This is a genomic window from Megalodesulfovibrio paquesii (genome assembly GCF_054653055.1).
Window position 1 is genome coordinate 1 of record NZ_BAAIGQ010000001.1, and the last position, 18413, is coordinate 18413.

The 18413-nt window shown below is 61.9% G+C and carries 31 protein-coding genes and 1 other RNA gene; 4 read left to right on the top strand and 28 right to left on the bottom strand.

Annotated features, from left to right (window positions below; translation table 11 throughout):
- Positions 1-133: 133 nt before the first annotated feature.
- The 8 genes from ACYQ00_RS00005 to ACYQ00_RS00040 all read right to left on the bottom strand — a co-directional run bounded on the left by ACYQ00_RS00005 (position 134) and on the right by ACYQ00_RS00040 (position 3015).
- Positions 134-484 carry a DUF2730 family protein gene (locus tag ACYQ00_RS00005; protein WP_460030180.1) on the bottom strand — a complete coding sequence of 117 codons (351 nt, stop codon included), beginning with the start codon at positions 482-484 and terminating at the stop codon, positions 134-136.
- Positions 485-568: 84 nt separating this feature from the next.
- Positions 569-790: a TraR/DksA C4-type zinc finger protein gene (locus tag ACYQ00_RS00010; protein ID WP_460030181.1), complete on the bottom strand. Its 222-nt coding sequence runs from the start codon at positions 788-790 to the stop codon at positions 569-571.
- A 20-nt stretch (positions 791-810) separates the two neighbouring features.
- Positions 811-1029 (bottom strand): hypothetical protein, encoded by a 219-nt coding sequence (locus ACYQ00_RS00015; protein WP_460030182.1) that lies wholly within the window; start codon positions 1027-1029, stop codon positions 811-813.
- 38 nt (positions 1030-1067) lie between these two features.
- Complete coding sequence (locus ACYQ00_RS00020; RefSeq protein WP_460030183.1) at positions 1068-1526, bottom strand: N-acetylmuramidase family protein; 459 nt, start codon at positions 1524-1526, stop codon at positions 1068-1070.
- Positions 1516-1659 (bottom strand): hypothetical protein, encoded by a 144-nt coding sequence (locus tag ACYQ00_RS00025; RefSeq protein ID WP_460030184.1) that lies wholly within the window; start codon positions 1657-1659, stop codon positions 1516-1518. The genes ACYQ00_RS00020 and ACYQ00_RS00025 overlap by 11 nt, the downstream gene beginning before the upstream one ends.
- Before the next feature lie 126 nt (positions 1660-1785).
- A complete protein-coding gene (locus ACYQ00_RS00030; RefSeq protein WP_460030185.1) occupies positions 1786-2073 on the bottom strand; it encodes a hypothetical protein in 288 nt (95 codons plus the stop codon).
- Between the two features lie 76 nt (positions 2074-2149).
- The gene (locus ACYQ00_RS00035; RefSeq protein WP_460030186.1) at positions 2150-2368 is read right to left on the bottom strand and encodes a hypothetical protein; all 219 of its coding nucleotides are present in this window, start codon (positions 2366-2368) and stop codon (positions 2150-2152) included.
- Positions 2365-3015, bottom strand: coding sequence for a Rha family transcriptional regulator (locus ACYQ00_RS00040; protein WP_460030187.1), 651 nt, complete (start codon positions 3013-3015; stop codon positions 2365-2367). Before ACYQ00_RS00040 ends, ACYQ00_RS00035 begins: the two co-directional genes overlap by 4 nt.
- 310 nt (positions 3016-3325) lie before the next feature.
- On the opposite strand from ACYQ00_RS00040, the gene ACYQ00_RS00045 reads away from it, so the two are divergent.
- Both ACYQ00_RS00045 and ACYQ00_RS00050 read left to right on the top strand, forming a co-directional pair.
- Positions 3326-3559: an Ada metal-binding domain-containing protein gene (locus tag ACYQ00_RS00045; RefSeq protein WP_460030188.1), complete on the top strand. Its 234-nt coding sequence runs from the start codon at positions 3326-3328 to the stop codon at positions 3557-3559.
- Positions 3538-4023: a thermonuclease family protein gene (locus ACYQ00_RS00050; RefSeq protein WP_460030189.1), complete on the top strand. Its 486-nt coding sequence runs from the start codon at positions 3538-3540 to the stop codon at positions 4021-4023. Before ACYQ00_RS00045 ends, ACYQ00_RS00050 begins: the two co-directional genes overlap by 22 nt.
- A 25-nt stretch (positions 4024-4048) precedes the next feature.
- Here ACYQ00_RS00050 and ACYQ00_RS00055 read toward each other — a convergent pair whose 3' ends face one another.
- The 17 genes from ACYQ00_RS00055 to ACYQ00_RS00135 form a co-directional block, all read right to left on the bottom strand.
- Positions 4049-4186, bottom strand: a complete 138-nt coding sequence (locus ACYQ00_RS00055) for a hypothetical protein (RefSeq protein ID WP_460030190.1) — start codon at positions 4184-4186, stop codon at positions 4049-4051.
- 95 nt (positions 4187-4281) lie between these two features.
- Positions 4282-4695, bottom strand: coding sequence for a hypothetical protein (locus tag ACYQ00_RS00060; RefSeq protein WP_460030191.1), 414 nt, complete (start codon positions 4693-4695; stop codon positions 4282-4284).
- Positions 4646-4999, bottom strand: coding sequence for a hypothetical protein (locus ACYQ00_RS00065; protein WP_460030192.1), 354 nt, complete (start codon positions 4997-4999; stop codon positions 4646-4648). Before ACYQ00_RS00065 ends, ACYQ00_RS00060 begins: the two co-directional genes overlap by 50 nt.
- Positions 4989-5429, bottom strand: coding sequence for a helix-turn-helix domain-containing protein (locus ACYQ00_RS00070; RefSeq protein WP_460030193.1), 441 nt, complete (start codon positions 5427-5429; stop codon positions 4989-4991). The genes ACYQ00_RS00065 and ACYQ00_RS00070 overlap by 11 nt, the downstream gene beginning before the upstream one ends.
- Complete coding sequence (locus ACYQ00_RS00075) at positions 5429-5887, bottom strand: gp16 family protein (RefSeq protein WP_460030194.1); 459 nt, start codon at positions 5885-5887, stop codon at positions 5429-5431. The genes ACYQ00_RS00070 and ACYQ00_RS00075 overlap by 1 nt, the downstream gene beginning before the upstream one ends.
- Before the next feature lie 11 nt (positions 5888-5898).
- Positions 5899-5964: hammerhead ribozyme type II (locus ACYQ00_RS00080), an RNA gene on the bottom strand.
- A complete protein-coding gene (locus ACYQ00_RS00085; RefSeq protein ID WP_460030195.1) occupies positions 5963-6244 on the bottom strand; it encodes an HU family DNA-binding protein in 282 nt (93 codons plus the stop codon). The genes ACYQ00_RS00080 and ACYQ00_RS00085 overlap by 2 nt, the downstream gene beginning before the upstream one ends.
- Positions 6245-6270: 26 nt before the next feature.
- On the bottom strand, positions 6271-6912 hold the full coding sequence (locus ACYQ00_RS00090; protein WP_460030196.1) for a DUF3164 family protein: 642 nt from the start codon (positions 6910-6912) through the stop codon (positions 6271-6273).
- Positions 6909-7097: a hypothetical protein gene (locus ACYQ00_RS00095; RefSeq protein WP_460030197.1), complete on the bottom strand. Its 189-nt coding sequence runs from the start codon at positions 7095-7097 to the stop codon at positions 6909-6911. The genes ACYQ00_RS00090 and ACYQ00_RS00095 overlap by 4 nt, the downstream gene beginning before the upstream one ends.
- 12 nt (positions 7098-7109) lie before the next feature.
- Positions 7110-7466: a hypothetical protein gene (locus ACYQ00_RS00100; RefSeq protein WP_460030198.1), complete on the bottom strand. Its 357-nt coding sequence runs from the start codon at positions 7464-7466 to the stop codon at positions 7110-7112.
- Positions 7463-8026: a hypothetical protein gene (locus tag ACYQ00_RS00105; protein WP_460030199.1), complete on the bottom strand. Its 564-nt coding sequence runs from the start codon at positions 8024-8026 to the stop codon at positions 7463-7465. The genes ACYQ00_RS00100 and ACYQ00_RS00105 overlap by 4 nt, the downstream gene beginning before the upstream one ends.
- Entirely contained in the window at positions 8026-8757 is a 732-nt protein-coding gene (locus ACYQ00_RS00110; protein ID WP_460030200.1) for an AAA family ATPase, read from the bottom strand. Before ACYQ00_RS00110 ends, ACYQ00_RS00105 begins: the two co-directional genes overlap by 1 nt.
- A 1-nt stretch (position 8758) precedes the next feature.
- Complete coding sequence (locus ACYQ00_RS00115) at positions 8759-8971, bottom strand: Mu transposase C-terminal domain-containing protein (RefSeq protein WP_460030201.1); 213 nt, start codon at positions 8969-8971, stop codon at positions 8759-8761.
- A 12-nt stretch (positions 8972-8983) separates the two neighbouring features.
- Complete coding sequence (locus ACYQ00_RS00120; RefSeq protein ID WP_460030202.1) at positions 8984-11011, bottom strand: Mu transposase C-terminal domain-containing protein; 2028 nt, start codon at positions 11009-11011, stop codon at positions 8984-8986.
- Complete coding sequence (locus ACYQ00_RS00125) at positions 11008-11247, bottom strand: helix-turn-helix domain-containing protein (RefSeq protein ID WP_460030203.1); 240 nt, start codon at positions 11245-11247, stop codon at positions 11008-11010. Before ACYQ00_RS00125 ends, ACYQ00_RS00120 begins: the two co-directional genes overlap by 4 nt.
- Positions 11248-11276: 29 nt before the next feature.
- Positions 11277-11603, bottom strand: coding sequence for a hypothetical protein (locus ACYQ00_RS00130; RefSeq protein ID WP_460030204.1), 327 nt, complete (start codon positions 11601-11603; stop codon positions 11277-11279).
- A gap of 52 nt (positions 11604-11655) precedes the next feature.
- Entirely contained in the window at positions 11656-11880 is a 225-nt protein-coding gene (locus ACYQ00_RS00135; RefSeq protein WP_460030205.1) for a hypothetical protein, read from the bottom strand.
- On the opposite strand from ACYQ00_RS00135, the gene ACYQ00_RS00140 reads away from it, so the two are divergent.
- A complete protein-coding gene (locus ACYQ00_RS00140; protein ID WP_460030206.1) occupies positions 11874-12590 on the top strand; it encodes an XRE family transcriptional regulator in 717 nt (238 codons plus the stop codon). The genes ACYQ00_RS00135 and ACYQ00_RS00140 overlap by 7 nt on opposite strands.
- A gap of 600 nt (positions 12591-13190) precedes the next feature.
- The gene (locus ACYQ00_RS00145; protein ID WP_460030207.1) at positions 13191-13643 is read left to right on the top strand and encodes a hypothetical protein; all 453 of its coding nucleotides are present in this window, start codon (positions 13191-13193) and stop codon (positions 13641-13643) included.
- A gap of 561 nt (positions 13644-14204) precedes the next feature.
- On the opposite strand, the gene ACYQ00_RS00150 is transcribed toward ACYQ00_RS00145, so the two are convergent.
- The 3 genes from ACYQ00_RS00150 to ACYQ00_RS00160 form a co-directional block, all read right to left on the bottom strand.
- Positions 14205-15338 carry a DUF362 domain-containing protein gene (locus tag ACYQ00_RS00150; protein WP_460030208.1) on the bottom strand — a complete coding sequence of 378 codons (1134 nt, stop codon included), beginning with the start codon at positions 15336-15338 and terminating at the stop codon, positions 14205-14207.
- Between the two features lie 1082 nt (positions 15339-16420).
- Entirely contained in the window at positions 16421-17611 is a 1191-nt protein-coding gene (gene tyrS / locus ACYQ00_RS00155) for a tyrosine--tRNA ligase (RefSeq protein WP_460030559.1), read from the bottom strand.
- Between the two features lie 22 nt (positions 17612-17633).
- Positions 17634-18413 carry a TIGR00282 family metallophosphoesterase gene (locus ACYQ00_RS00160; protein ID WP_460030209.1) on the bottom strand — a complete coding sequence of 260 codons (780 nt, stop codon included), beginning with the start codon at positions 18411-18413 and terminating at the stop codon, positions 17634-17636.

The window sequence follows — 18413 nt, forward strand, 5'->3', positions numbered from 1 at the left end:
AGGGTGCTGGGCAAGCCGGCCTCGCAGCAGCAGGCCTGCAGCAGCGGGGCGTTCAGCCGGTAGCCGGGCTCCAGGGCCAGCAGGCGCAGCAGGTCCAAGCGGCGGCGCTGCTCCACAGTGGTGGCATAGGTGCTCATGCGTTGCGCTCCAAGAGGAAGGTATGCATGGTGGTGAGCAACTGGCGATTGGCCCGTGATTCGCCGGCCAGATCGTTCAAGGTGCTGTCAATGCGGTTCATGCGCTCATAGACTTTGGCCAGCTCCGTATGCAGCTGGGTCTGACTGGGCGTGGTACAGCACGTGGTCTCGACCTTGGCCAGGCGCGAGGCATGGTCGTTCAAACGCTCTTCAAGGGTGTCTTCCAGCTCCTTGATACGCTGGTTCGTGACCCGTTCGCGGTTGACCATGTAAATGTAGATGCCCAATGCGCCGGTAAAAAACGTCTGGGCCAAATCAATCCAGAATTTTGCGGTGGCGTAGTCCACGCATGCCTCCGGGGGGCCTGGCCCGCAGGCCGGTTGATGGTCGGTGGATGGTCAGGCATTGGCGGCGGCCCCTAATATGGCCTGTTATGGCCGCTCCGATTCATAGAGTTCCTGGCAGTCCCGGCAGCGGCGGCAGCCGGGCATGGCCTGCCGCCGCGCTGCGGGGATGGGGTCGCCACAATCGGTACAGTCGGGGCACAGCCCGTCAGCGTTGGCCAGCTCCGGCGCGCCCGCCCGACCCGCTTGGGCCAGGGCCTGCGCCAGAAAGGCGGCCTCCGCCCGTTGCGCCTGATCTGCTTCATCCATCTGCGCGTCGCCTGCCGGCCTTACTTCTTGATGGCCTTGGTGGCCACCACGCGGCCAACGACGGCCACAGCCCCGCCTACGGTCGCGGCCAGTCCCGCGCCCACTTCCACCAGCTGGGCCTGGTCTTCCGGGCTGATGGCGTAGCCGACCAGGCCCGCCAGGCCGGCCGCCAGGGCCACCAGCCCGCCCCAGACGGTCTTGGAGCCGAAGAACGTTTTGACGGTGTTCAGATCAGCCATGAGAATGCTCCTTTTTTTGGGGGACGTCGTGTTGTTGGTTACTGATCCCGGCGGCAGCGCCCGTAGGCCTCCGCCAGTTTGGTGTCGTACTTGTTTGCCTTGTAGCCCGGCCCGTTGTAGCGCCTGGCGAATTCGGACCAGTCCAGCCGCTGCAGGGGGGCGACCAGACCCGCGGAACGCAGGTAGGCGCAGAAGGCCTCCAGCTGCCTCGCCTCGCTTTCGCAGTGCGCAGCCACGAAGGCCTGCACGTCAGCGAACCCGCACAGCGGGTGATTGAAGCCCATGATCTGGAACAACCCCCAGGACGCCGCACACAGGGCCGCATCCTTGTGTATCAGGGCGGCGCTGTTCAGCCGCTCCCATTCACCAAGGGAGCCCCGGTACTGCGACCGGTCCCACTTGGGGTACACGAGGTTGGGGTACTTGCCGGCCAGGGGCGCGGGGTCGATATTTCGCGAGACCAGCTGACGCCAGAAGATATGGCCCTCAAACAGCACCCTCGGGCGGCCGTCGGGGCAAAAATCCCTTGCCCAAGGATTCCACGGCCAGGACGGCCCGCACCGCGCAGGCTTCCACCCCCAGGGCGGCGGCTGCGGCGGCAATGTCGGCATCGGTCAAGGGAGCGCGCATGTGACCTCCAGGCAGATGAGATGCAGCAATGTGCAGACGCTACCCCTGGCGGGCCAAAAAAAACGGCCTGACAGGTGTCAGGCCGAAGCAGGCGGACATAGATGGGGAATGGGCGCGGAGGCGGGATCAGGGCTGCGGGGAGGCTCCGGGCAGCACGGCCGCAGGGTCCACGCGCCGGCCCTGGCGGTCCGTGGCGCGCACATCCCCGCCGGGCGTCTGTTCCATGCGCCCCAGCGTCCGGCCCTGGCGGTCCCGCAGGATCACGCCGTCCCCCTGGCGGGTGTACGTCCCAGTGGTCCGGCCCTGGCCGTCCACCATGTGGCCGGAGTCCGCGGCCTGGGCGGCCTTGGCGACCTGGGCGGCGGCAGGAAGGATGAGGAGCAAGGAGAGGATCAAGGCGAAGGTGGTACGCATGGCGACTATCCTATGTGGAGTTGGGCGGAAAGGGAAGGCCTCGACGCTTGCAGGCCAGGGCCTTCCCCTATATGCGCTATGCAGCCAGGCTGCCGGGCCGCCGGCACGGCGGCAGGCCCTTGGCCAGGGTCAGCGTTTCTTCCAGGGCCATCACCACGCACTGCAGCCCGTAGGCTTCATCCGGACTCAGGGGCTCCAGCGCCACCCGTTCCGCCATGGCCCCCAGAAAGGCCGCCACGCCGGCAGCCCGTTCCAGGGCATCCTGGCACGTGTCCGTCGGGCGCAGGTAGTTCATGCCGTAGCCTCCATGGAAAGCAGGGCCTGCGCCAACTGCGCCCCAAAGGGCTTTTCCTTCTCTGGCGGATAGTCTATCAGCCCCAGGCTGCGGGCGTCGGCAATGGCCCGCTCCAGCGTCCGCTCGGACACGCCCGTCAAGCGGCGGATTTCCCACCGGGCCAGCCCCAAACGCACATACCGCGCCGCGCGCAAGAGCAGCTGCCGCCGCTCGTCCGGCAGGGCCAGGAGCCGCGCCACCTCCTCCCGGTGCGTGGCCTCCAGGATCCGCGTCACGGCTTCCGCCCGCTCCAGGCGCTGCACCAGGGACTCTTTCACGGCCGCTTCAAGGGCATTGAAGGCGGCAATGTAGCCTTCCTTCCAGCGCATGGCCTCGGGGCCGGTGAACCCCATGACCAACATGGAAAATCCGTCGCGGGTCAGGTAGCACATAGGCAGAGTGCGGCCAATGGGATCGGTGTATGTATTGAACTCAAAATTGAGTCCAACAAATGATTCCGAACACTTGGTAGACAATTCGCGGATGTCGCGCAGAACGTTGCCGTGTTGCTTATCGAAACGCTCGGCAATGCGCAGGGAAGAGATCACAGGCGTGTCGCCGTGAAACTCCAGGTCGCGGGTCACATCAAGGGGGATCAGGTCAGACATGGCAGAGCTCCTTTGATTTTCTCATGAACAAAAAAAGCCGGGTGCTGAGAACCGCCAAAGGTAGCGGCAGGCTTATTTACCCCCGAAAGGGCTCTTGTATTAACCTACACCCGGCAAAACAATCTGGGCTCTTGCCTGCCGTCAGGAAGACGCAGGGCGCAAAAAAACCGCAAGTCTAACGGGTGCGGGTCCGACCTTTGAGGAGTTCTCAGGCTCCGTATGGAAAGAGTTGCACCCGATGCGGGAAAATGTCAAGAGCCATGCATGCTGGCTTGTCAATACCATCAACCGTGTAGCTATCGGAGGAGACATGCTTCCACTTCGCAACTTGGCCGTCTCGCTGGCCTTGTCCCTGGCCTTGGCTATGGGCGCTGCGGCCATGCTCCACGCCGCCGGAGCAACGTACCACGGCAATACTGAATCCGGCATCTTCCATATCCAGGGCTGCAAACACTTCAATTGCAAACGCTGCACAGCCGCCTTTGAATCCCGCGATGCAGCCATTGCTGCAGGATACCGCCCATGCAAGGTCTGCAAGCCATGACGCGGCTGCTCGTTTTCCTGCTGTTGCTTGTGCCGGCCTCTGCCTGGGGCTGGTCCGGCGTCGTCTCGTACATCCCCGATGGTGACACCATCCACGTCATCCTGAACAATGCCACGACGATCAAAGTGCGGTTGTACGGGATCGATTGCCCGGAATCTGCCCAGCCTGGAGGCTTCGAGGCGACGCAATTCGTCCGGGCCAAGGCATACAACGCGGTGGTTGAAGGAGAAACGGTTGATGTGGACCGGTATGGTCGGCAGGTTGCTTTGGTCTCCATCGGCGGAAAAAGCCTCAACGGAGAGATTGTAGAGGCCGGGCACGCCTGGGTTTACACGAAATATTGCACCATCACCGTCTGCAAGCAATGGGACGCGAGCGAGGCTGCCGCCAGAGCAGCCGGCCGCGGCCTTTGGGCAGAGGCCGATCCCACCCCGCCGTGGGAGTGGCGCAGGCGGAACAAGTGAACGAAGCCGGGGCAACCCGGCTTTTTTAACGCGGGGCATCGGCAGGGGCCTCGGCAGCGATCTTTTTGACATACCGGAACGGGCCAAGGACAAAGTGCAACTCCACTGTCGGCTCCCCATCCTCCACCGTCCGCACCGTGGAGGCGCGTAGGGATTCAAGCATCCCGTACATCCCTGCAGACACACCCAGAACAACCCCCAGGGCAAAGACAAGGGCGAGCGACACAACGGCAACGAGGCCGGGCAACAGCAGCGATTTCACTCCCGCACCTCCACTTTTTCCACCGGAAACAGCGCCACGCGCATCGGCCCGCCCGTGGCCACCAGCACATGCTGCCGGCCGGCCTGATCCTGCAGGGGGGCGGAACGGACAATGCCCATCTCGGCCCGTGGCACGCCGGCCAGTTCATAGAATACGGTCACACGGTCGCCGGGGGCGAAGGCGGCCGGCGGGGCTTCCTCTTCCGGTTCCGGCAGGATCCAGGTGCCGAAGACCAGCCCACGCAATGTTGCCACCACCCCGTCTGCAGCATGGTAAAAGGGCTGGCCCTTGACGGACACAAAGCGCCCATTCACCCGCAGGCGGTAGCCGGCTTGCCCGAAAAGCGCGCCGTCAAAAATTTCAATTTTGATGCTTATATTGCCCGGTTTTCTGAGCAAGAGCGTCGCCATGGGCTTGCGTTTTTCGGCCATTATCCATCCAACCTTCTGAAAAAAAATACACTTCCCCGCCGCACTCCATTTTCAGCCGGCCATCCTGGCTGATGGTAGCCACCACGGACTTGCGGCCGGAGCGAAGCCGGAAGACCAGGCCGGCGTCTGTCTCGGCCACGTCTTCAATCAGCAGATCCCGGGCTGCAGCGTGGCCGTACATAAAGACGTAGAGCCGGCCCGAGGGATCAAAGCGCAGCACGTCCTTGGAGCCGGGGGCTGCGCCCTGCCACACCCCATGCAGCCGGGCTGCCTCAAAAGTCATCGAACAGGCTCCCCTGCCGGGGACCGGCATCCCGTGCCCGGGCCAGCACCCGGCGCACCGTGCGTTCGGTCAGGCGCAGGTCCAGGGCCACATCCCGCGGCGAGGCTCCGGCGGCCACGCGCTCCACGATTTCGGCGTCTCGGGCCTTGCGCACGGCCTCGGTGCCCAGGGGCACGTTGCACAGGTAGTCGCCGCCATAGATTGCCGCCAGGCGCTTGGCCTCCGGCCAGCCCATGATCCGGGCGATGGGATGCCCCGGCCCGATGTGCCGCGGGATGTACAGCCGGGCCACTCCGCCGTAAGCCTCCATCAACCGCAGGCAGGCCTCGCCGCCGCCGGGGCCGAGCTCCTCGGCCAGCGCCCGCAGGGAGGCCGGCAGCCAGCGCGTACGGTGTGAGGGGTCGCCCAGCAGGGCAGACGGCCGCGGCATCAGGACTGCCTCCCACCGTGCCGCCGATTGTGCACCGAGAGTGCCGCCACCACCTTGCGCAAATCCTCAGGTGTGGCCCATGCCAGCTTCTCCACGCCGGTCATCTTTTTGAGCAGGCCCTCGGCATACGAGAGGGGCACAAAGCGTCCCTCATCCTGACCCTTGGCGGCCAGCAGGGCTTCGATTTTGCGCAGGAGTGGCCCTGTGCCGCGGCCCGTCTTCACATCCGCCGGCTTTTTGGACGGCTTGAATCCGAGCTGGCGGAACTGGTCCAGCAACAAACCCAGCTGCGCCGGGGTCAGGTCTTTGGCAGACCCGACACCGAACCTGTCCTGGAGCAGGTTGCGGTACACGTCGTCATCCAACCGCAGCTTCTGCTTGGCCACATGCACCATGGCCAGGGCCTTCTTGGTGTCCTGCGGCGTATGGGTGGGGGTTGCGTTGCGTGTGGGTTTCATGCGTCTTTCTCCGTTGGCTGCTCATCAGGGCCTGGCCACCGCGCCATGCCGACGGGAGGAGACCTCCCGTTTCGCTTACGGATTCACCGCCCCCTTCAGCGCTTGCGCCAGATTGAGCTTCACCGTGTTGCTGGCGGCAATCTCCAGCGGCGCGCCGGTCTTGGGATTGCGCCCCATGCGAGCGGCGCGCTGCTGCACTTCCAGCTTGCCCAGGCCCGGCAGGGGCACCCTCTCCCCACGGGCCAGGGTTTCAGTGGCCACCGCGGCCAGGGCGTCCAGCACTTGGCCGATGGCGGTCTTGGTGATATCTCCGGCGAACTTGTCCTTGATGGCGTCGATGAGCTGTGCTTCGGTCATGATGATTTCCTTCTTCTTCTCTTGGGTTATGCGTCACTCAACGTCAGGGGGATGTTGCGATAGCTGCCGTCTTCCTGACGTTCGAGGATCTTGAAGTGCGTTTTGCTGTCCACCACACGCAGGCTGTCCTTGATGGCCTCCATGGCCCGATTCCAGCGGTCATCTTCAAAGGTCAGGCGCAACAGGCTCAAGACCTTGGCCCGCGAGAGCATGCCGTTGCCATCGGCCTGGAAGGCCGCGTCAATGATGGTCTTCACCTGCGGGGACACGCCGGAGGTCCATTCCGTCAGGCAGTCCTGGACCAGGGCCTGCGCCGCCTTGATGCGTTCGTCGAACTCCACCCGCTCCTGAATGACGCGTTCGACTTTGTACCGGCCGTCAAAGGTCGGCAGGCTGACATTGCCTTTGCTACCACCGCGTTTGACGCCGTACTCCTCGAATGCCAGATCCACGAAGGCGGCCACATCGCCGGACACCCTGGCCTTGAAGTCCCGCAGGGCCTGGCGCAATGCCAGGGCATCTGGGATGATGGACCGGACCAGGTCATCGCGGGCCATGTCCAGGGGTTTGATGTTCTTCACGTGCACCAGATTGCCGCGGGCATCCTGGCGAAAATCGGCCATGTCGGTCTGGGGTGTCGCTCCGTAGGCCGCCTGTTCCTCGCTCATGCCGTCACCTCCTCTGCTTCCTTGTTGGCTCTGTCCGTCGTTTCCAGGGCATCCACATGCTTGGCCAGCTGCACCAGCCGTTCCGCAATATCCCTGGACTCGCGCATCAGGTTGGGGTCGCTGCTCCAGCCCTGCAGCCGCTGCACGGCAAAGGCCGTCTCCATGATTTCAATAGCGATTGACATTTCACGCCTCCTTCAACTGCCGTTCACGATGCGCTGCGGACAGGCCTGGCAGGCCCGATGCAGCCGCACGCGGAATCCGGATGTCGCGGCCAGGGGCCGCCGTTGATGTTCCAGACACGTGGCCCCTTCGATTTCCCCCAGCACCGGGCAGTTGACCACGTCCCCGCCGAGCACCCGCCAGACCTTCGCTTCCAGCCCGACCAGGTCGCCAGGGTATTTGCTCCGAAGCGCCGTGCTGACCTGGGCCGGGGAGACGCCCAACTGCTTGGCCACCGCCGCCTGGCTCTCCGCGTCGCAGGCCTTGGCCAGGGTCTCCACCCAGGGCGGCAGCGGGCTCCAGTGCTGCCTCGCCACCTGCAACGCACTCATGGCCGCGCCCCCTTCTGCGCCCCTTGCGGCCAGACCACGGCCTGGAGGTTGGGGTCATAGACCTGCTTCACCTTCTGGATCATCGGCGCCAGCGGCCCATGCTGGCGCACCAGGCGGTACTGGTCGCCCGATCTGGTGACATACCCGGCATGCGCCAGCATTTTCAGATAAGTGTAGGCGACGCTTTCCTTCACGGAGACGGCGGTGGCCAGGTCCACAGCCGTGCACGCCTTCATCATCCGCAACCCGCGCCACATGCGCTGTTGGTCCGTTTCCGGGAACGGCTTGCCTTCTTTGTCCAGATGCGGGGCTTGCGCCGGGCGTTGCGTCAATCGGTACGTCGTCATCGCCCCTATCCCCTGGCCAGGAGTGGCCGTGCACACCCCGGCCAGGCACAGCCGGCGCAGGTATTCCCGGATTTCGCCCTTGCCCCGCAGTACCTTGGCCCCCACGGCCGCCACAGTGATGTCCCTGCCCGCGTCGGCCAACTCCAGCATGGCCGTCCACACCGCGTCATTGCCGGCCAGGGGGTGGCGTTGATCAATAGGTTTCGGAGGCATCACGCAGCCCTCCGCACGGCCGGGGTCTCCCCTTTGAAGAATTCCCGCTTGCCCCAGTGTTGTTCGTCCGCCTGCTCCCAGCCCTCGGTCCGGGCCGCTTCCCGCACCCGTTCCAGATTGACGCAGATGCGCCGCAGCCGCCCGCCGCTGGCCTGGTGCAACCGGGCCAGCAAGCCGGGCGCAATGGCCACATCCGGGCAGTAGTGCCGGGCCAGCAGCTCGCAGTCCTGTACCGTGGCCGGCTGGGCCGGCAGCCAGTCCAGCATCCGGTTGTGGACGCGCTCATGCTGGGCCAGCTTGTCCGGCAGCCGCTCCTCGCCAATCAGGATGATGGGCGCGCCGCTGGCGTCGTGCAGCTCCCGCACCAGCTCGATCATGCCACGGGCCGCCAGATGGTCGGCCTCGTCGATGATCAATGGCGCATTGGCCACGGCCAGGGCTTCGACAACCTTTTCCACCATGTCCCCGATGGTCCCGCGGGGCGCGAGGCCCAGCTCGGTGGCAATGGCCGTGCACAGCTTTTTCTTGGTCCAGGATGACCCCACCTCCACGTACTTGGCCCGCGCCTTGTTGGCCGCGTGGATGGCGCTCCAGGTCTTGCCGTAGCCGCTGTGCCCGTGGAACGTGGCCATGCCCGGCAGGTGCGCCGGCCGGTTGCAGACCCGTTCCACCAGCTCGGCAAAGAGCCGCACGTTTGTCAGGGGCGCAATGCCCGTGCCTGCTGCCGTCATCTCAGGCTCCTTTCTTGGCAGGGCCAACGGTGGCCTGTTTGGCAACACACAGGGGGCGTGAACATTTGTCATAGACACACACACTGCCTAGATCAGTAGGATCAAAAGCCACCTTCACCTCGCCCCCATGCTGCAGGCACAATGCGGGGTGTTCGTAACTCGTGCCATGGATCACGATGCGACCTCGTTGGGGGACTCGTTGCAACACTCTCATCTGTTCCTCCTGTTATCCCAGGGCCACTTCCCCGAACTCTTCATAGAGCCGGGCCTGGCTGAGGTATTCTGGTGTGGTGACGTAATAATCCAGCCACTTGGCTTCATGCGGCGAGAGGGCCTCGCCTCCCGTGCGCCGGGCCTCCAGGGCCTGCGCTTTGAGGAAGCGCTCACGCTTGGGGTTCCCCGCCGGGGCGGGGGCAATGGAGGCAGCCTCCAGGGGGGAGAATCCCCCCTGCCCCCCCTGATCGAGTGGAATGGAGGGGGTTCGGGGGAACTCAGTTCCCCCGAGCACATATCCCTGCATCTCCACCACCTTGGCCTGCGCCCGCTTCAGCTGCGCCTTGCGGCGACCTTCGCGCGCGGCCTCAATGGTCGATTGCGGGAAATACGCCGCGGCGTGGCCGTCCTGCTTGGCAATGGCCAGCAGCTGGCCGTCCAGGTTGCGGACCCAGACCTTGGAAAAGTCGTGCAAATCGTAGGCAACCTGCACTTCCTGCCCGTGCATGGCCTCCAATTCCGGCGCGTAGTACTCCCGGTTGAACAGCGTCACGAGGCACCGCCGGCAGGTCCGGATCAGATGCGGCCGGAACAGCTCGGCGGCCTCTTCGGGCGTCGGGTGGAACAGCTCGCACAGGGGATCGCGGGCCAGCTCGGCCCAGCGTTCGTCCGGGGTCTGGTGACGGAGCTGGCCCGTCTGCGGATCTTGAATCCTGGGCAAGCCACGATGCGGCCGGGCGTTGTAGGCCCGCATCTGCTCGTCCATCCAGGCCAGGTATTGATCCCAGGTCGGATACAGGGGCGAAGTTCCGCGCTCCTTGATCTGCACCAGCGCCAGCTTGTGGATCTTCTTCTCGGCCTCATCATCCATGTCCCAGCCGCAGTAGCCGGGCAGCATCCGCGCGCTGCGGATCCAGTTCTTCTGAAATCCTTCGATCACCCCGCGGGCCTGGGAATTGTAGGGGATGCTGTGCTCAATGCGCACGCCCAGGCGCAGCAACAGCCCGTCGCCTTCGCGGCCAAGCATCTCATTCTTGAAGCCGCAGCCATTGTCCGCATAGAACAGGGCCGGGATGCCCGCCGTCTCCACGCTGTGCCGCAGGGCATCTGCCACCAGCCCGGCGGATTCATGCTCCCAGCTGCTCCAGCCCACGCACTTGCGCGAGGCAAGATCCAATACCGCCACCACCTCGGGCCGGAATGGCTGGCCATGATCCGGGTGCAGCACCTTCATGTCCTGCCGGTGGCCGTCGGACGTGTACACGTCGCCGGGCAAAAGCTCTTTGAAGGTGCGTTTAACGTAGGCTTGCAGATTCCGCAGCGCCCGCGGCCCCATGCGGCCCTTGTTGGCCTGCACCGCGCCCAGACGCTTGATGGTCCGTTCCACCGCGCTGATGGAAGGCAGCGTTAACCCCTGGGTAACGGCCACTTCATAGCACATGGCCAGGGTCGGCTTGCCAGGCCGGCGGTACAGCTTGAGGAACGGCCCCAGCCACGCCGGGGGCGCGTTGTCTGGCAATTTGGTGGGCTTCGGGGCCAGGGCATCCGGCCCCTGCCGGTCCAGCGTGGTGCGCCAGAGCCGCAGCGTCACGGCACTCACAGCCCGCTGTTCGCCCTTGCGGGCATTGGCCACCGCGGCCAACTCCGCCAGCCGGGGGGCCAACGTCCCCGCCGCGGCCATTGCTGCAAATGTGGCTTCAGCCTTGATGATCCCCACCCGCATGGTTTCGGCCAGCCCGCGGACGGCTTCCAGCACGCCCAATCGCGCGTCCCGCACCTCCGCCTGCCAGTCCCGCATGGGGGCCATCAGACAGGCCGGCACCTGCGCAGCTGGCGCGGGTCCGGTCAATGGGGCAGCCTGGTCCAGCACATGCGCAACAGCCCGCTCCCGTACCGCCGCCGGCAACCCCTCCAGCAGATACAGCCGTGCGCCGCGCGTGCCGGTGACGTAGGGCCAATCCTCATAGAGAGCACGTTTCCTCAGTCCCCGCTCGGTTACGCCAAGCGATGAGGCGATTACGCGGGCCGGCAGCGCTTTCACGCAGCCACCCCTACGCCGTCCGGCAGAGCCAGATAACGGCGCGGCACGCCCAGTTCAACCAGCCGCGTCAGCACCCGTTTGTTGTTTTTTCCGCCACGCACCGTGTGGCAGACCAGGCTGCGGGAGCACTCCAGATCCCTGGCGATGTCCGCCATGCTGATCCCTTTACGCACCAGGTACGCCCGGATCGCCCGCCCGTTGCGTGGGCTCTCCACGGAATCAATACGCCGCGCCATGGCCATAGGCCTTTTGCTACCCGTCATGCCTAGTCCTCCAACACAGCCCGCAACCGGGCCTTTTTCTTCTTCAGTTGCCGCTCGGCCTCTTCCAACTCCGCAAGCTGCAGCAGGGCAACCTGCTTCCGGTCGATGACCTTCGCCTCCAATGGAGCCGCCAGCGCCTGCAACGGCTCCAGCGTGTGCAAGGCTCGGCAGAAAGCCACCACCCCGCGCGTTGGCACCGGTCTGTCTGTTTCCATTGGGTTCAGCCATTTCGCCAAAGTCTCGACAGAAAGCCGCCCACCGCGCCCAGCCGAGAGTGTGAGCCCATGCTCCCCGGCTACCCCGTTCATCCGATCAACCACCTGATCCATACTCAGCCCCGTGGATTCATAAGCTCGCCGCATGGCCGCCTTGATCATTGGATCAACGTCCAACGATGCGGCGAAAAGAGACAGTGGGCGCGTCCGATGGGGCATTGTCCGTCCAATATCCGGGTTTTTCCGGGCGTTGTTTCCGGCCTGAACTGGTGTTATCCAGACTGGGGGCATGGTCTACATGGCGACCTTGCGAGACTTCTTCTAAACCGATTTTTCGGGTGTTGCAACCGAAAAATTGAGCAATGATCACCTGTTTTTTGAGTGATGCCATCAACACACTTTAACCATTGGATAAAAATGCAAAAAAATCATCCCAAAATGCCTGAGGAGGGAGGTAAAAATAAAGGTTTCGGCGAACGCTTGCGCAAGCTTAGGGACTCGAAAAGCCTTACACAGCGCGATGTTGCACAGGCGCTCGGAGTCGCGACCTCTTCACTGCAGCGCTATGAGGATGGTTGGCTACCGAAAGGCGACGCCATAATCAGTCTCGCCCGATTTTTCGGTTGTTCAACCGACTTTCTACTTCTCGGCCAAATAGACGCCGCGCCGCAGTTAGCATCCGAAAGCGGCATGATCTACATTAAGAAAGTCAACGCACGGCTGTCGGCTGGTAATGGCAGCTTGGAAACATCTGGAGATGTCCACGGGTGGTTCGCCTTCCGCGAAGAGTGGGTTATTGCGAGAGGTCGCCCATCTAGCATGGTGCTTATGGATGTTTATGGTGACTCTATGGAGCCTGACATTCATGGCGGCGACATGGTACTAATAGATGAAAGCAAAAAGGAACTAATTGCAGGCGCGATTTATGCGATTGCAATTGACCATGAAATACTAATTAAATGCATTGACAAGCTTCCAGGCAAGCTTGTGCTTAGGAGCAAAAATCCGTCATACGATCCTATCGAAATAGACCTTTCACTCGAAGGGCAATACATTCACATTATAGGGCGCGTCTTATGGTGGTGTAGAGAGGCAAGATAGGTATGCCAAACGTGTCATTGTATACATTGGCAGTATAGAATTATGGGTGAAATCTAGTTCCGAGTCGGACTCGGAACTAGATTGTCAAAACAACATCAACTTACTGATTTAAAATATGATTTTTTCTCAGTGTAAGTGTGCAGTTGGTTCCGGGTCAGCCAATCAACCGCGCGGGGGTCCTGATGTCGAAAGCTTGCAGCATCAAATAGTTACGTGAAAGCCGGTGATAAAAGCAGACGCGGCAAGACCTGGCCAGCAGGCCGCAAACCCCCAAAACTGATAAAAGCGCCCCAGCGGCTTTCAGACCCGCCAGGACGCTCCTAACAACGCGTTTTCCTTCCCACTATATCCCCTCAAATCCCACCATGTCCCGCCTCACTGCCTGATAAAAGCAGCCGCTGCCCTGCATCTGCGTGGTTTTTTACGCTTTCGTGTTTAACCCCAGCATGATATATCTACAACACTGCGTTGTTCCAAACGAACACGGTGGCAGAGCGAAGTCCCGAGGCGTGGCTGCTCGGCGAGCCTCCGACCCGCCTGTGCCAATCAGGGAACTGGCCGCCGGGGGTACATTGAGCCTGACTATACTTTGGAGGTATCATGTGCGATTTCAGTCGATTTCCGATGGCTGCGATGGTGATAACCCTGACGCTGCTGCTTGGCTGCCTGCTCCCGGCCAGGCAGGCTCCAGGGGGTCAGGGGGTTATGACTGGGGGCGCTTGTCAATATGACGAGTTCCCTGGCCAGGCCACCATCGAAGCGGTGGCCCCGCAGGCTGAACCGCGCCCTGATTTGCCCTATGCTGCCCTGTCCGTGACCTTCAGCTTCGTTCCGGACAGCCCTGTCAGGAGCGAGTTGTACGAACCGGGAAAACTCCATCACTTGAGCCTGGCCGGTGGCCGCCCGCCTGGGGAACGTTTCGTGACTGCCCATGACCTGCACCGGGGACGTACCTTGCCCTGCCGCTTGCGCATCATCCGTCAGGGCACCTGCACGCCAGTGCTGTTCGAGTTTCCTGGCATCGATCTCACCAGTGACGTGGATTTTCCGTAGCAATGAATGATACGTACATGGTGATCCTTCAACAGCTCAATCATTTTTTGCGCAGTGCATGTCGGAGTGTTGGACAAGTAAAAAAAGTTCTGCCTTAGGTGCGGATCAATTTAACTGCGCAAAGGAGCGTTCATGCTCTCGCACATCAAACGTTGGTAGGAAGGAGAAACCAAAATTCATGCGTTTGAAATCGATCCTGGCAGTTCAGTTTTCATCATACCGATGGTCTATAGGAGTATCACTGGACAGCCAAGATTGTTCGTGCCATCGTTGGTTTTTATCTGCGGCATTGGCAATGGGTGTGGAGCACAATCATCGCGGTTCTCGGGCTGGGTGTTGCAGTTCTTGCGCTCAAGTAAACACCTCTGTTGCCTAATCCCGCAGAACTCACCGCCCAATGGGATTCGCCGGGAGGGGTGGACGGCGTGCTTGCGTCGCCTTTTGCCCGTTCAATAAATGGCGGGGCTTCACCCCTTGCGCCAAGGGAGAAGACCCGCCAGCGTGCGGAACGACGTTGGAAGATCCCATCTCCCAGCGTCCGCGCCGTCTGCGTGCAACTCGCTATTTGACCACAATCAGCTCATATTCGCGGCTGCCCAGGCCGATTTTCTCGGCATGTTCCAGGCACGTGCGCCATTCGGACTCCGGCCTGGAATTGGTGAAATGGTCGTGGTGATCAACAAAAGTTGATTTTCCCATGTTGTCACTCAGTTGGCTGCCTGGAAGCGGTGTGGCCTTGAGGCAGGCGTCCACGCAGGCCTGGTCCAGCGCCAGCGGGTCAAAGGACGCGAACATGCCGAGATCCGGCAAAATGGGGGCGTCGTTTTCGCCGTGGCAATCGCAGTTGGGGGACACATCGACAACCAGCGAGATGTGAAAATGCGGGCGGCCATGCAGCACCGCCTTGGTGTACTCTGCCATACGACAGTTGAGCGCCTGCACCGCCGCGTCGAATCCGAAAGAAATCGCGTCAAAGTTGCAGGCGCCAAGGCAACGTCCGCAGCCGACGCAGTTGTCCTGTAGCACTCGTGTCTTTTTGGTTTCGGGGTTGAACTCCAGGCCATTGTTGGCGCACTCTTTCAGGCAGGCGCGGCAACCGGTGCAGCGGGCTTCATCAATGGAGGCTTTACTGTCGCTGTGCTGTTCGGCCTTGCCCCTGCGGGAGCCGCAGCCCATGCCGATATTTTTGATGGCCCCGCCGAACCCGGTCATTTCGTGTCCTTTGAAGTGCGTGAGGCTGATGAATACGTCCGCATCCATGATGGCACGGCCGATTTTGGCCTCGCGCACATATTCACCGCCCTCAACGGGAACCTCAATATCATCAGTCCCCTTGAGGCCGTCTCCAATGAGGATCGGGCAGCCCACGGTGAGTGGAGTGAAGCCGTTTTCCCACGCGCACTCCAGATGTTCCAGGGCGTTTTTGCGGCTGCCCGGATACATGGTGTTGCAGTCTGTGAGAAACGGCTTGCCGCCCAATCCCTTGACGACATCCGCCACGGCCTTGGAATAGTTGGGGCGCAAATAGCTGAGGTTCCCCAGTTCGCCAAAATGCAGCTTGATGGCCACAAAGCGGCCCTTCATGTCTATGTGTGCAATGCCGGCCTTTTTTATCAGCTTCTTCAATTTGGTCGGCAAACTGTCGCCAAAGGCTTTTGTCCGAAAATCCGTAAAATACACCTTCGACTTTTCCATGTTGTTCCACCCTTGCTGGTTACAGGTAGAGTATCAATGTGCATTGCAAGAATTGAAATGAAACGCAGCGACCCCATGAGAGCGCCAAGTGCTGATTGATTGCAGCACATCTGCGGAGTGTCATGCCGTGTTGCAGTTTATTGAGATCCACGACTGCGGTTCGTCTTTCCGCGCCCGCATGGAGACTCAAACGACATTGCTGGAGGGGATTGTGATCCGGCTGCGACGGAGCAGGACATTCCTCCTGTGATGGCCTGGATTCTTCCAGCACAACCATGGCCGGTCTTTGGCATGCAATCAGGATGACGTCACATGGCCCAATTGCGGCTGCTCACCTTTTTTCCAAAAAAGTTGGCGCAGTTCTGGAGGCCGATGCGTGTAGCGCAGCACTGTATGTACGCGCTCGGGAGGCAGGGCGGCAGGTATGATCCTATAAATTTCTTGCCTAATCCTGTCAAAATCCCTGAGCACGTCGGATTGTGTTACCAAATAATTTAACTTGGCACGATTTGCAGATACAATCACAGGTTGAGCGCAGCTGCTTTGGAGCAAGGGCGCACAATCCAGATCATGCCAAGGATTGTTACTGCAAAAAAACACGTCGCGCACAGCAAAAAGTGCTGCACGCGACGTGGAAGATCGGACTTGCGCAGAATGGCCGAGGCGCGTTCAGGCCCTGCACGGTGCATCAGGCTGCACCGCCGCCTGCCCGCAAGGGGTAAGGCGTAACCCTTCCACGGTGGAGCCAAGCGGATTCACTGCAGCGTCCCAGGCCACAAGCCCCTGGGATTCCAAGCAGTGTACGTCTTCCTCAGACAGGGAGACCACCACATGCCGGGGCATGAGGCCAAGATACCGTTTGGCTTGGGCAAAGGACTCAATAGTGCACAGCACGGCACGTTGGGTGGGTGTCAAGGGTTTGGATTGCATCGCGAATCGCCTCTCTCCCCAATTGTCCCAAAAGCCCGGGACGTTGTTGCCATATTTGGTAAACCGGCGCAAACTACTCAGCCTGCGACGGGCGGAATCTTGCATCAAAAAGCGTCAAGGCTCAAGCCTTTTGCGGGTGTTTTTTTAATCAATCAAGATACCAACAACTTAAGAAACCGCTTCTTCCCCAGTTTGATCACGTACTCGCCTGGGGCAAGGGGCGTTTCGGCATCGTCGCATTTGTCGCCGTTCACGGAGAGCGCGCCGGATTTGATCAGGCGGCGGGCCTCGCCACGGGAGGCGGCCAGGCCGGAGTCGGCCAGGAACTGGAAGGGGCGGCTGGCCTCGCCCGCCGTGGCGGCATGTTCGGGCATCTCCTCGGGGAGAGCGCCTTTGCTGAACACGGTCTCGAACTCCTGGCGGGCATGGTCCGCGGCCGGGGCGTCGTGGTATTTGGCAGCCATTTCCCAGGCCAGACGCTTCTTGCATTCCATGGGATGCAGGGCACCACCCTCCACCTGGGCCTTGAGGTCGGCGATTTCATCCAGGCTCTTGTCCGAGAGCAGCTCGTAGTACCGCCACATCATCACGTCCGAAACGCTCATGAGCTTGCCGAAGATGTCCTTGGCCGGCTCGTCGATGCCCACGTAATTGCCCAGGGATTTGCTCATCTTCTGCACGCCGTCCAGGCCTTCCAGGAGCGGCATGGTCATGATGCACTGGGGTTCCTGGCCGTAATGGTTCTGCAGATGGCGGCCCACGAGGAGGTTGAAGGTCTGGTCCGTGCCGCCGAGTTCGATGTCGGCCTTGAGAGCCACGGAGTCGTAGCCCTGGACCAGGGGATAGAGGAATTCGTGGATGGCGATGGGCCGGCCGTCGGCAAAGCGTTTGGAGAAGTCGTCACGCTCCATCATCCGGGCCACGGTGTGGCGCGAGCACAGGCGGATGAAGTCCGAGGCGGTGAACTGATCCATCCATGTGGAGTTAAAGGCAATTTCTGTCTTGTCCTTGTCCAGGATCTTGTAGATCTGCTGCTTGTAGGTTTCGGCGTTGGCCAGAACCTGCTCGCGGGTGAGGGGCGGACGGGTTTCGGACTTGCCAGTGGGGTCGCCAATCATGCCGGTGAAGTCGCCGATCAGGAAGATGGCCTGGTGCCCGAGATCCTGAAAATGCTTGAGCTTTTGCAGGCAGACGGTGTGGCCGAGATGCAGATCCGGCGCCGTGGGGTCAAAGCCGATTTTCACACGCAGGGGCTTGCCCTTGGCCAGCTTCTTCTTAAGCTCTTCGATGTCGATGCAGTCCACGCAGCCGCGCAGCAGTTGCTTGAGTTCGGCGTCCACGATGCGATGATCCTTTATGTTGATGTCACGAGATGGGCAGCACGGCCGTGGCGCGGCCGGTGGCGTCGTTGGTTTCCAGGAGCAGCCCCTGCACGCTGCCCTCCCCTTTGGCCAGCTCGAACCGGGTGTGCAGGCCGGTGATGAACTTTTTGAGCACCGGCTCCCGGGCCATGCCCAGGACGGAATCCTGCACACCACACATACCGGCATCGGTAAGCATGGCCGTGCCCTTGGGGAGGATGCGGGCGTCCGCGGTTTGCACGTGGGTGTGCGTGCCGGCCATCAGGCTGACGCGACCGTCCAGATGCCAGGCCATGGCCAGTTTTTCGGAGGTGGCCTCAGCGTGAAAATCCACCACAATATGGCGGATTTCTTTGTCAAACACTGAAATTTCGTCCAGCACGGCATCCACACTGCGGAACGGGCAATCCACCGGCTCCAGAAACACCCGGCCCAGCAGGTTGCACACGGCCACAGGTGTTCCCGAGGCAGTATGCACCACTGTCCAGCCCCGGCCCGGAGTGCCCGGTGCATGATTGGCCGGACGCAGCACCCGGGGTTCGGTGTCCATGTAGTCCTGCAGCTCGCGGAATCGGAACGTGTGGTTCCCGCCGGTGAGCACGTCCGCGCCCAGGGCCAGCAGTTCGCGGGCCTCGGGCGGGGCCAGTCCCACGCCGCCGGAGGCGTTTTCGGCGTTGATGATCACCACATCCGGCGCATGGCGCTCCCGCAGGCGGGGCAGTTCCCGGCGCACGGCCTCGCGCCCGGGCTGGCCCATCACATCTCCAAGAAACAAGATCCGCAT

Excerpts from the sequence above, each read along its gene's own strand:
- ACYQ00_RS00110 (WP_460030200.1), bottom strand. The coding sequence starts at position 8,757 with ATGACGGCAGCAGGCACGGGCATTGCGCCCCTGACAAACGTGCGGCTC.
- ACYQ00_RS00125 (WP_460030203.1), bottom strand. The coding sequence starts at position 11,247 with ATGGCGCGGCGTATTGATTCCGTGGAGAGCCCACGCAACGGGCGGGCG.
- ACYQ00_RS00090 (WP_460030196.1), bottom strand. The coding sequence starts at position 6,912 with ATGAGCGAGGAACAGGCGGCCTACGGAGCGACACCCCAGACCGACATG.
- ACYQ00_RS00130 (WP_460030204.1), bottom strand. The coding sequence starts at position 11,603 with ATGGATCAGGTGGTTGATCGGATGAACGGGGTAGCCGGGGAGCATGGG.
- ACYQ00_RS00015 (WP_460030182.1), bottom strand. The coding sequence starts at position 1,029 with ATGGCTGATCTGAACACCGTCAAAACGTTCTTCGGCTCCAAGACCGTC.
- ACYQ00_RS00055 (WP_460030190.1), bottom strand. The coding sequence starts at position 4,186 with ATGCTTGAATCCCTACGCGCCTCCACGGTGCGGACGGTGGAGGATGGG.
- ACYQ00_RS00025 (WP_460030184.1), bottom strand. The coding sequence starts at position 1,659 with ATGCGCGCTCCCTTGACCGATGCCGACATTGCCGCCGCAGCCGCCGCC.
- ACYQ00_RS00070 (WP_460030193.1), bottom strand. The coding sequence starts at position 5,429 with ATGCCGCGGCCGTCTGCCCTGCTGGGCGACCCCTCACACCGTACGCGC.
- ACYQ00_RS00115 (WP_460030201.1), bottom strand. The coding sequence starts at position 8,971 with ATGAGAGTGTTGCAACGAGTCCCCCAACGAGGTCGCATCGTGATCCAT.
- ACYQ00_RS00160 (WP_460030209.1), bottom strand. The coding sequence starts at position 18,413 with ATGCGGATCTTGTTTCTTGGAGATGTGATGGGCCAGCCCGGGCGCGAG.
- ACYQ00_RS00075 (WP_460030194.1), bottom strand. The coding sequence starts at position 5,887 with ATGAAACCCACACGCAACGCAACCCCCACCCATACGCCGCAGGACACC.
- ACYQ00_RS00010 (WP_460030181.1), bottom strand. The coding sequence starts at position 790 with ATGGATGAAGCAGATCAGGCGCAACGGGCGGAGGCCGCCTTTCTGGCG.
- ACYQ00_RS00150 (WP_460030208.1), bottom strand. The coding sequence starts at position 15,338 with ATGGAAAAGTCGAAGGTGTATTTTACGGATTTTCGGACAAAAGCCTTT.
- ACYQ00_RS00095 (WP_460030197.1), bottom strand. The coding sequence starts at position 7,097 with ATGTCAATCGCTATTGAAATCATGGAGACGGCCTTTGCCGTGCAGCGG.
- ACYQ00_RS00085 (WP_460030195.1), bottom strand. The coding sequence starts at position 6,244 with ATGACCGAAGCACAGCTCATCGACGCCATCAAGGACAAGTTCGCCGGA.
- ACYQ00_RS00140 (WP_460030206.1), top strand. The coding sequence starts at position 11,874 with ATGCCATCAACACACTTTAACCATTGGATAAAAATGCAAAAAAATCAT.
- ACYQ00_RS00045 (WP_460030188.1), top strand. The coding sequence starts at position 3,326 with ATGCTTCCACTTCGCAACTTGGCCGTCTCGCTGGCCTTGTCCCTGGCC.
- ACYQ00_RS00145 (WP_460030207.1), top strand. The coding sequence starts at position 13,191 with ATGTGCGATTTCAGTCGATTTCCGATGGCTGCGATGGTGATAACCCTG.
- ACYQ00_RS00030 (WP_460030185.1), bottom strand. The coding sequence starts at position 2,073 with ATGCGTACCACCTTCGCCTTGATCCTCTCCTTGCTCCTCATCCTTCCT.
- ACYQ00_RS00050 (WP_460030189.1), top strand. The coding sequence starts at position 3,538 with ATGCAAGGTCTGCAAGCCATGACGCGGCTGCTCGTTTTCCTGCTGTTG.
- ACYQ00_RS00100 (WP_460030198.1), bottom strand. The coding sequence starts at position 7,466 with ATGAGTGCGTTGCAGGTGGCGAGGCAGCACTGGAGCCCGCTGCCGCCC.
- ACYQ00_RS00035 (WP_460030186.1), bottom strand. The coding sequence starts at position 2,368 with ATGAACTACCTGCGCCCGACGGACACGTGCCAGGATGCCCTGGAACGG.
- ACYQ00_RS00040 (WP_460030187.1), bottom strand. The coding sequence starts at position 3,015 with ATGTCTGACCTGATCCCCCTTGATGTGACCCGCGACCTGGAGTTTCAC.
- ACYQ00_RS00135 (WP_460030205.1), bottom strand. The coding sequence starts at position 11,880 with ATGGCATCACTCAAAAAACAGGTGATCATTGCTCAATTTTTCGGTTGC.
- ACYQ00_RS00065 (WP_460030192.1), bottom strand. The coding sequence starts at position 4,999 with ATGACTTTTGAGGCAGCCCGGCTGCATGGGGTGTGGCAGGGCGCAGCC.
- ACYQ00_RS00105 (WP_460030199.1), bottom strand. The coding sequence starts at position 8,026 with ATGCCTCCGAAACCTATTGATCAACGCCACCCCCTGGCCGGCAATGAC.
- ACYQ00_RS00060 (WP_460030191.1), bottom strand. The coding sequence starts at position 4,695 with ATGGCGACGCTCTTGCTCAGAAAACCGGGCAATATAAGCATCAAAATT.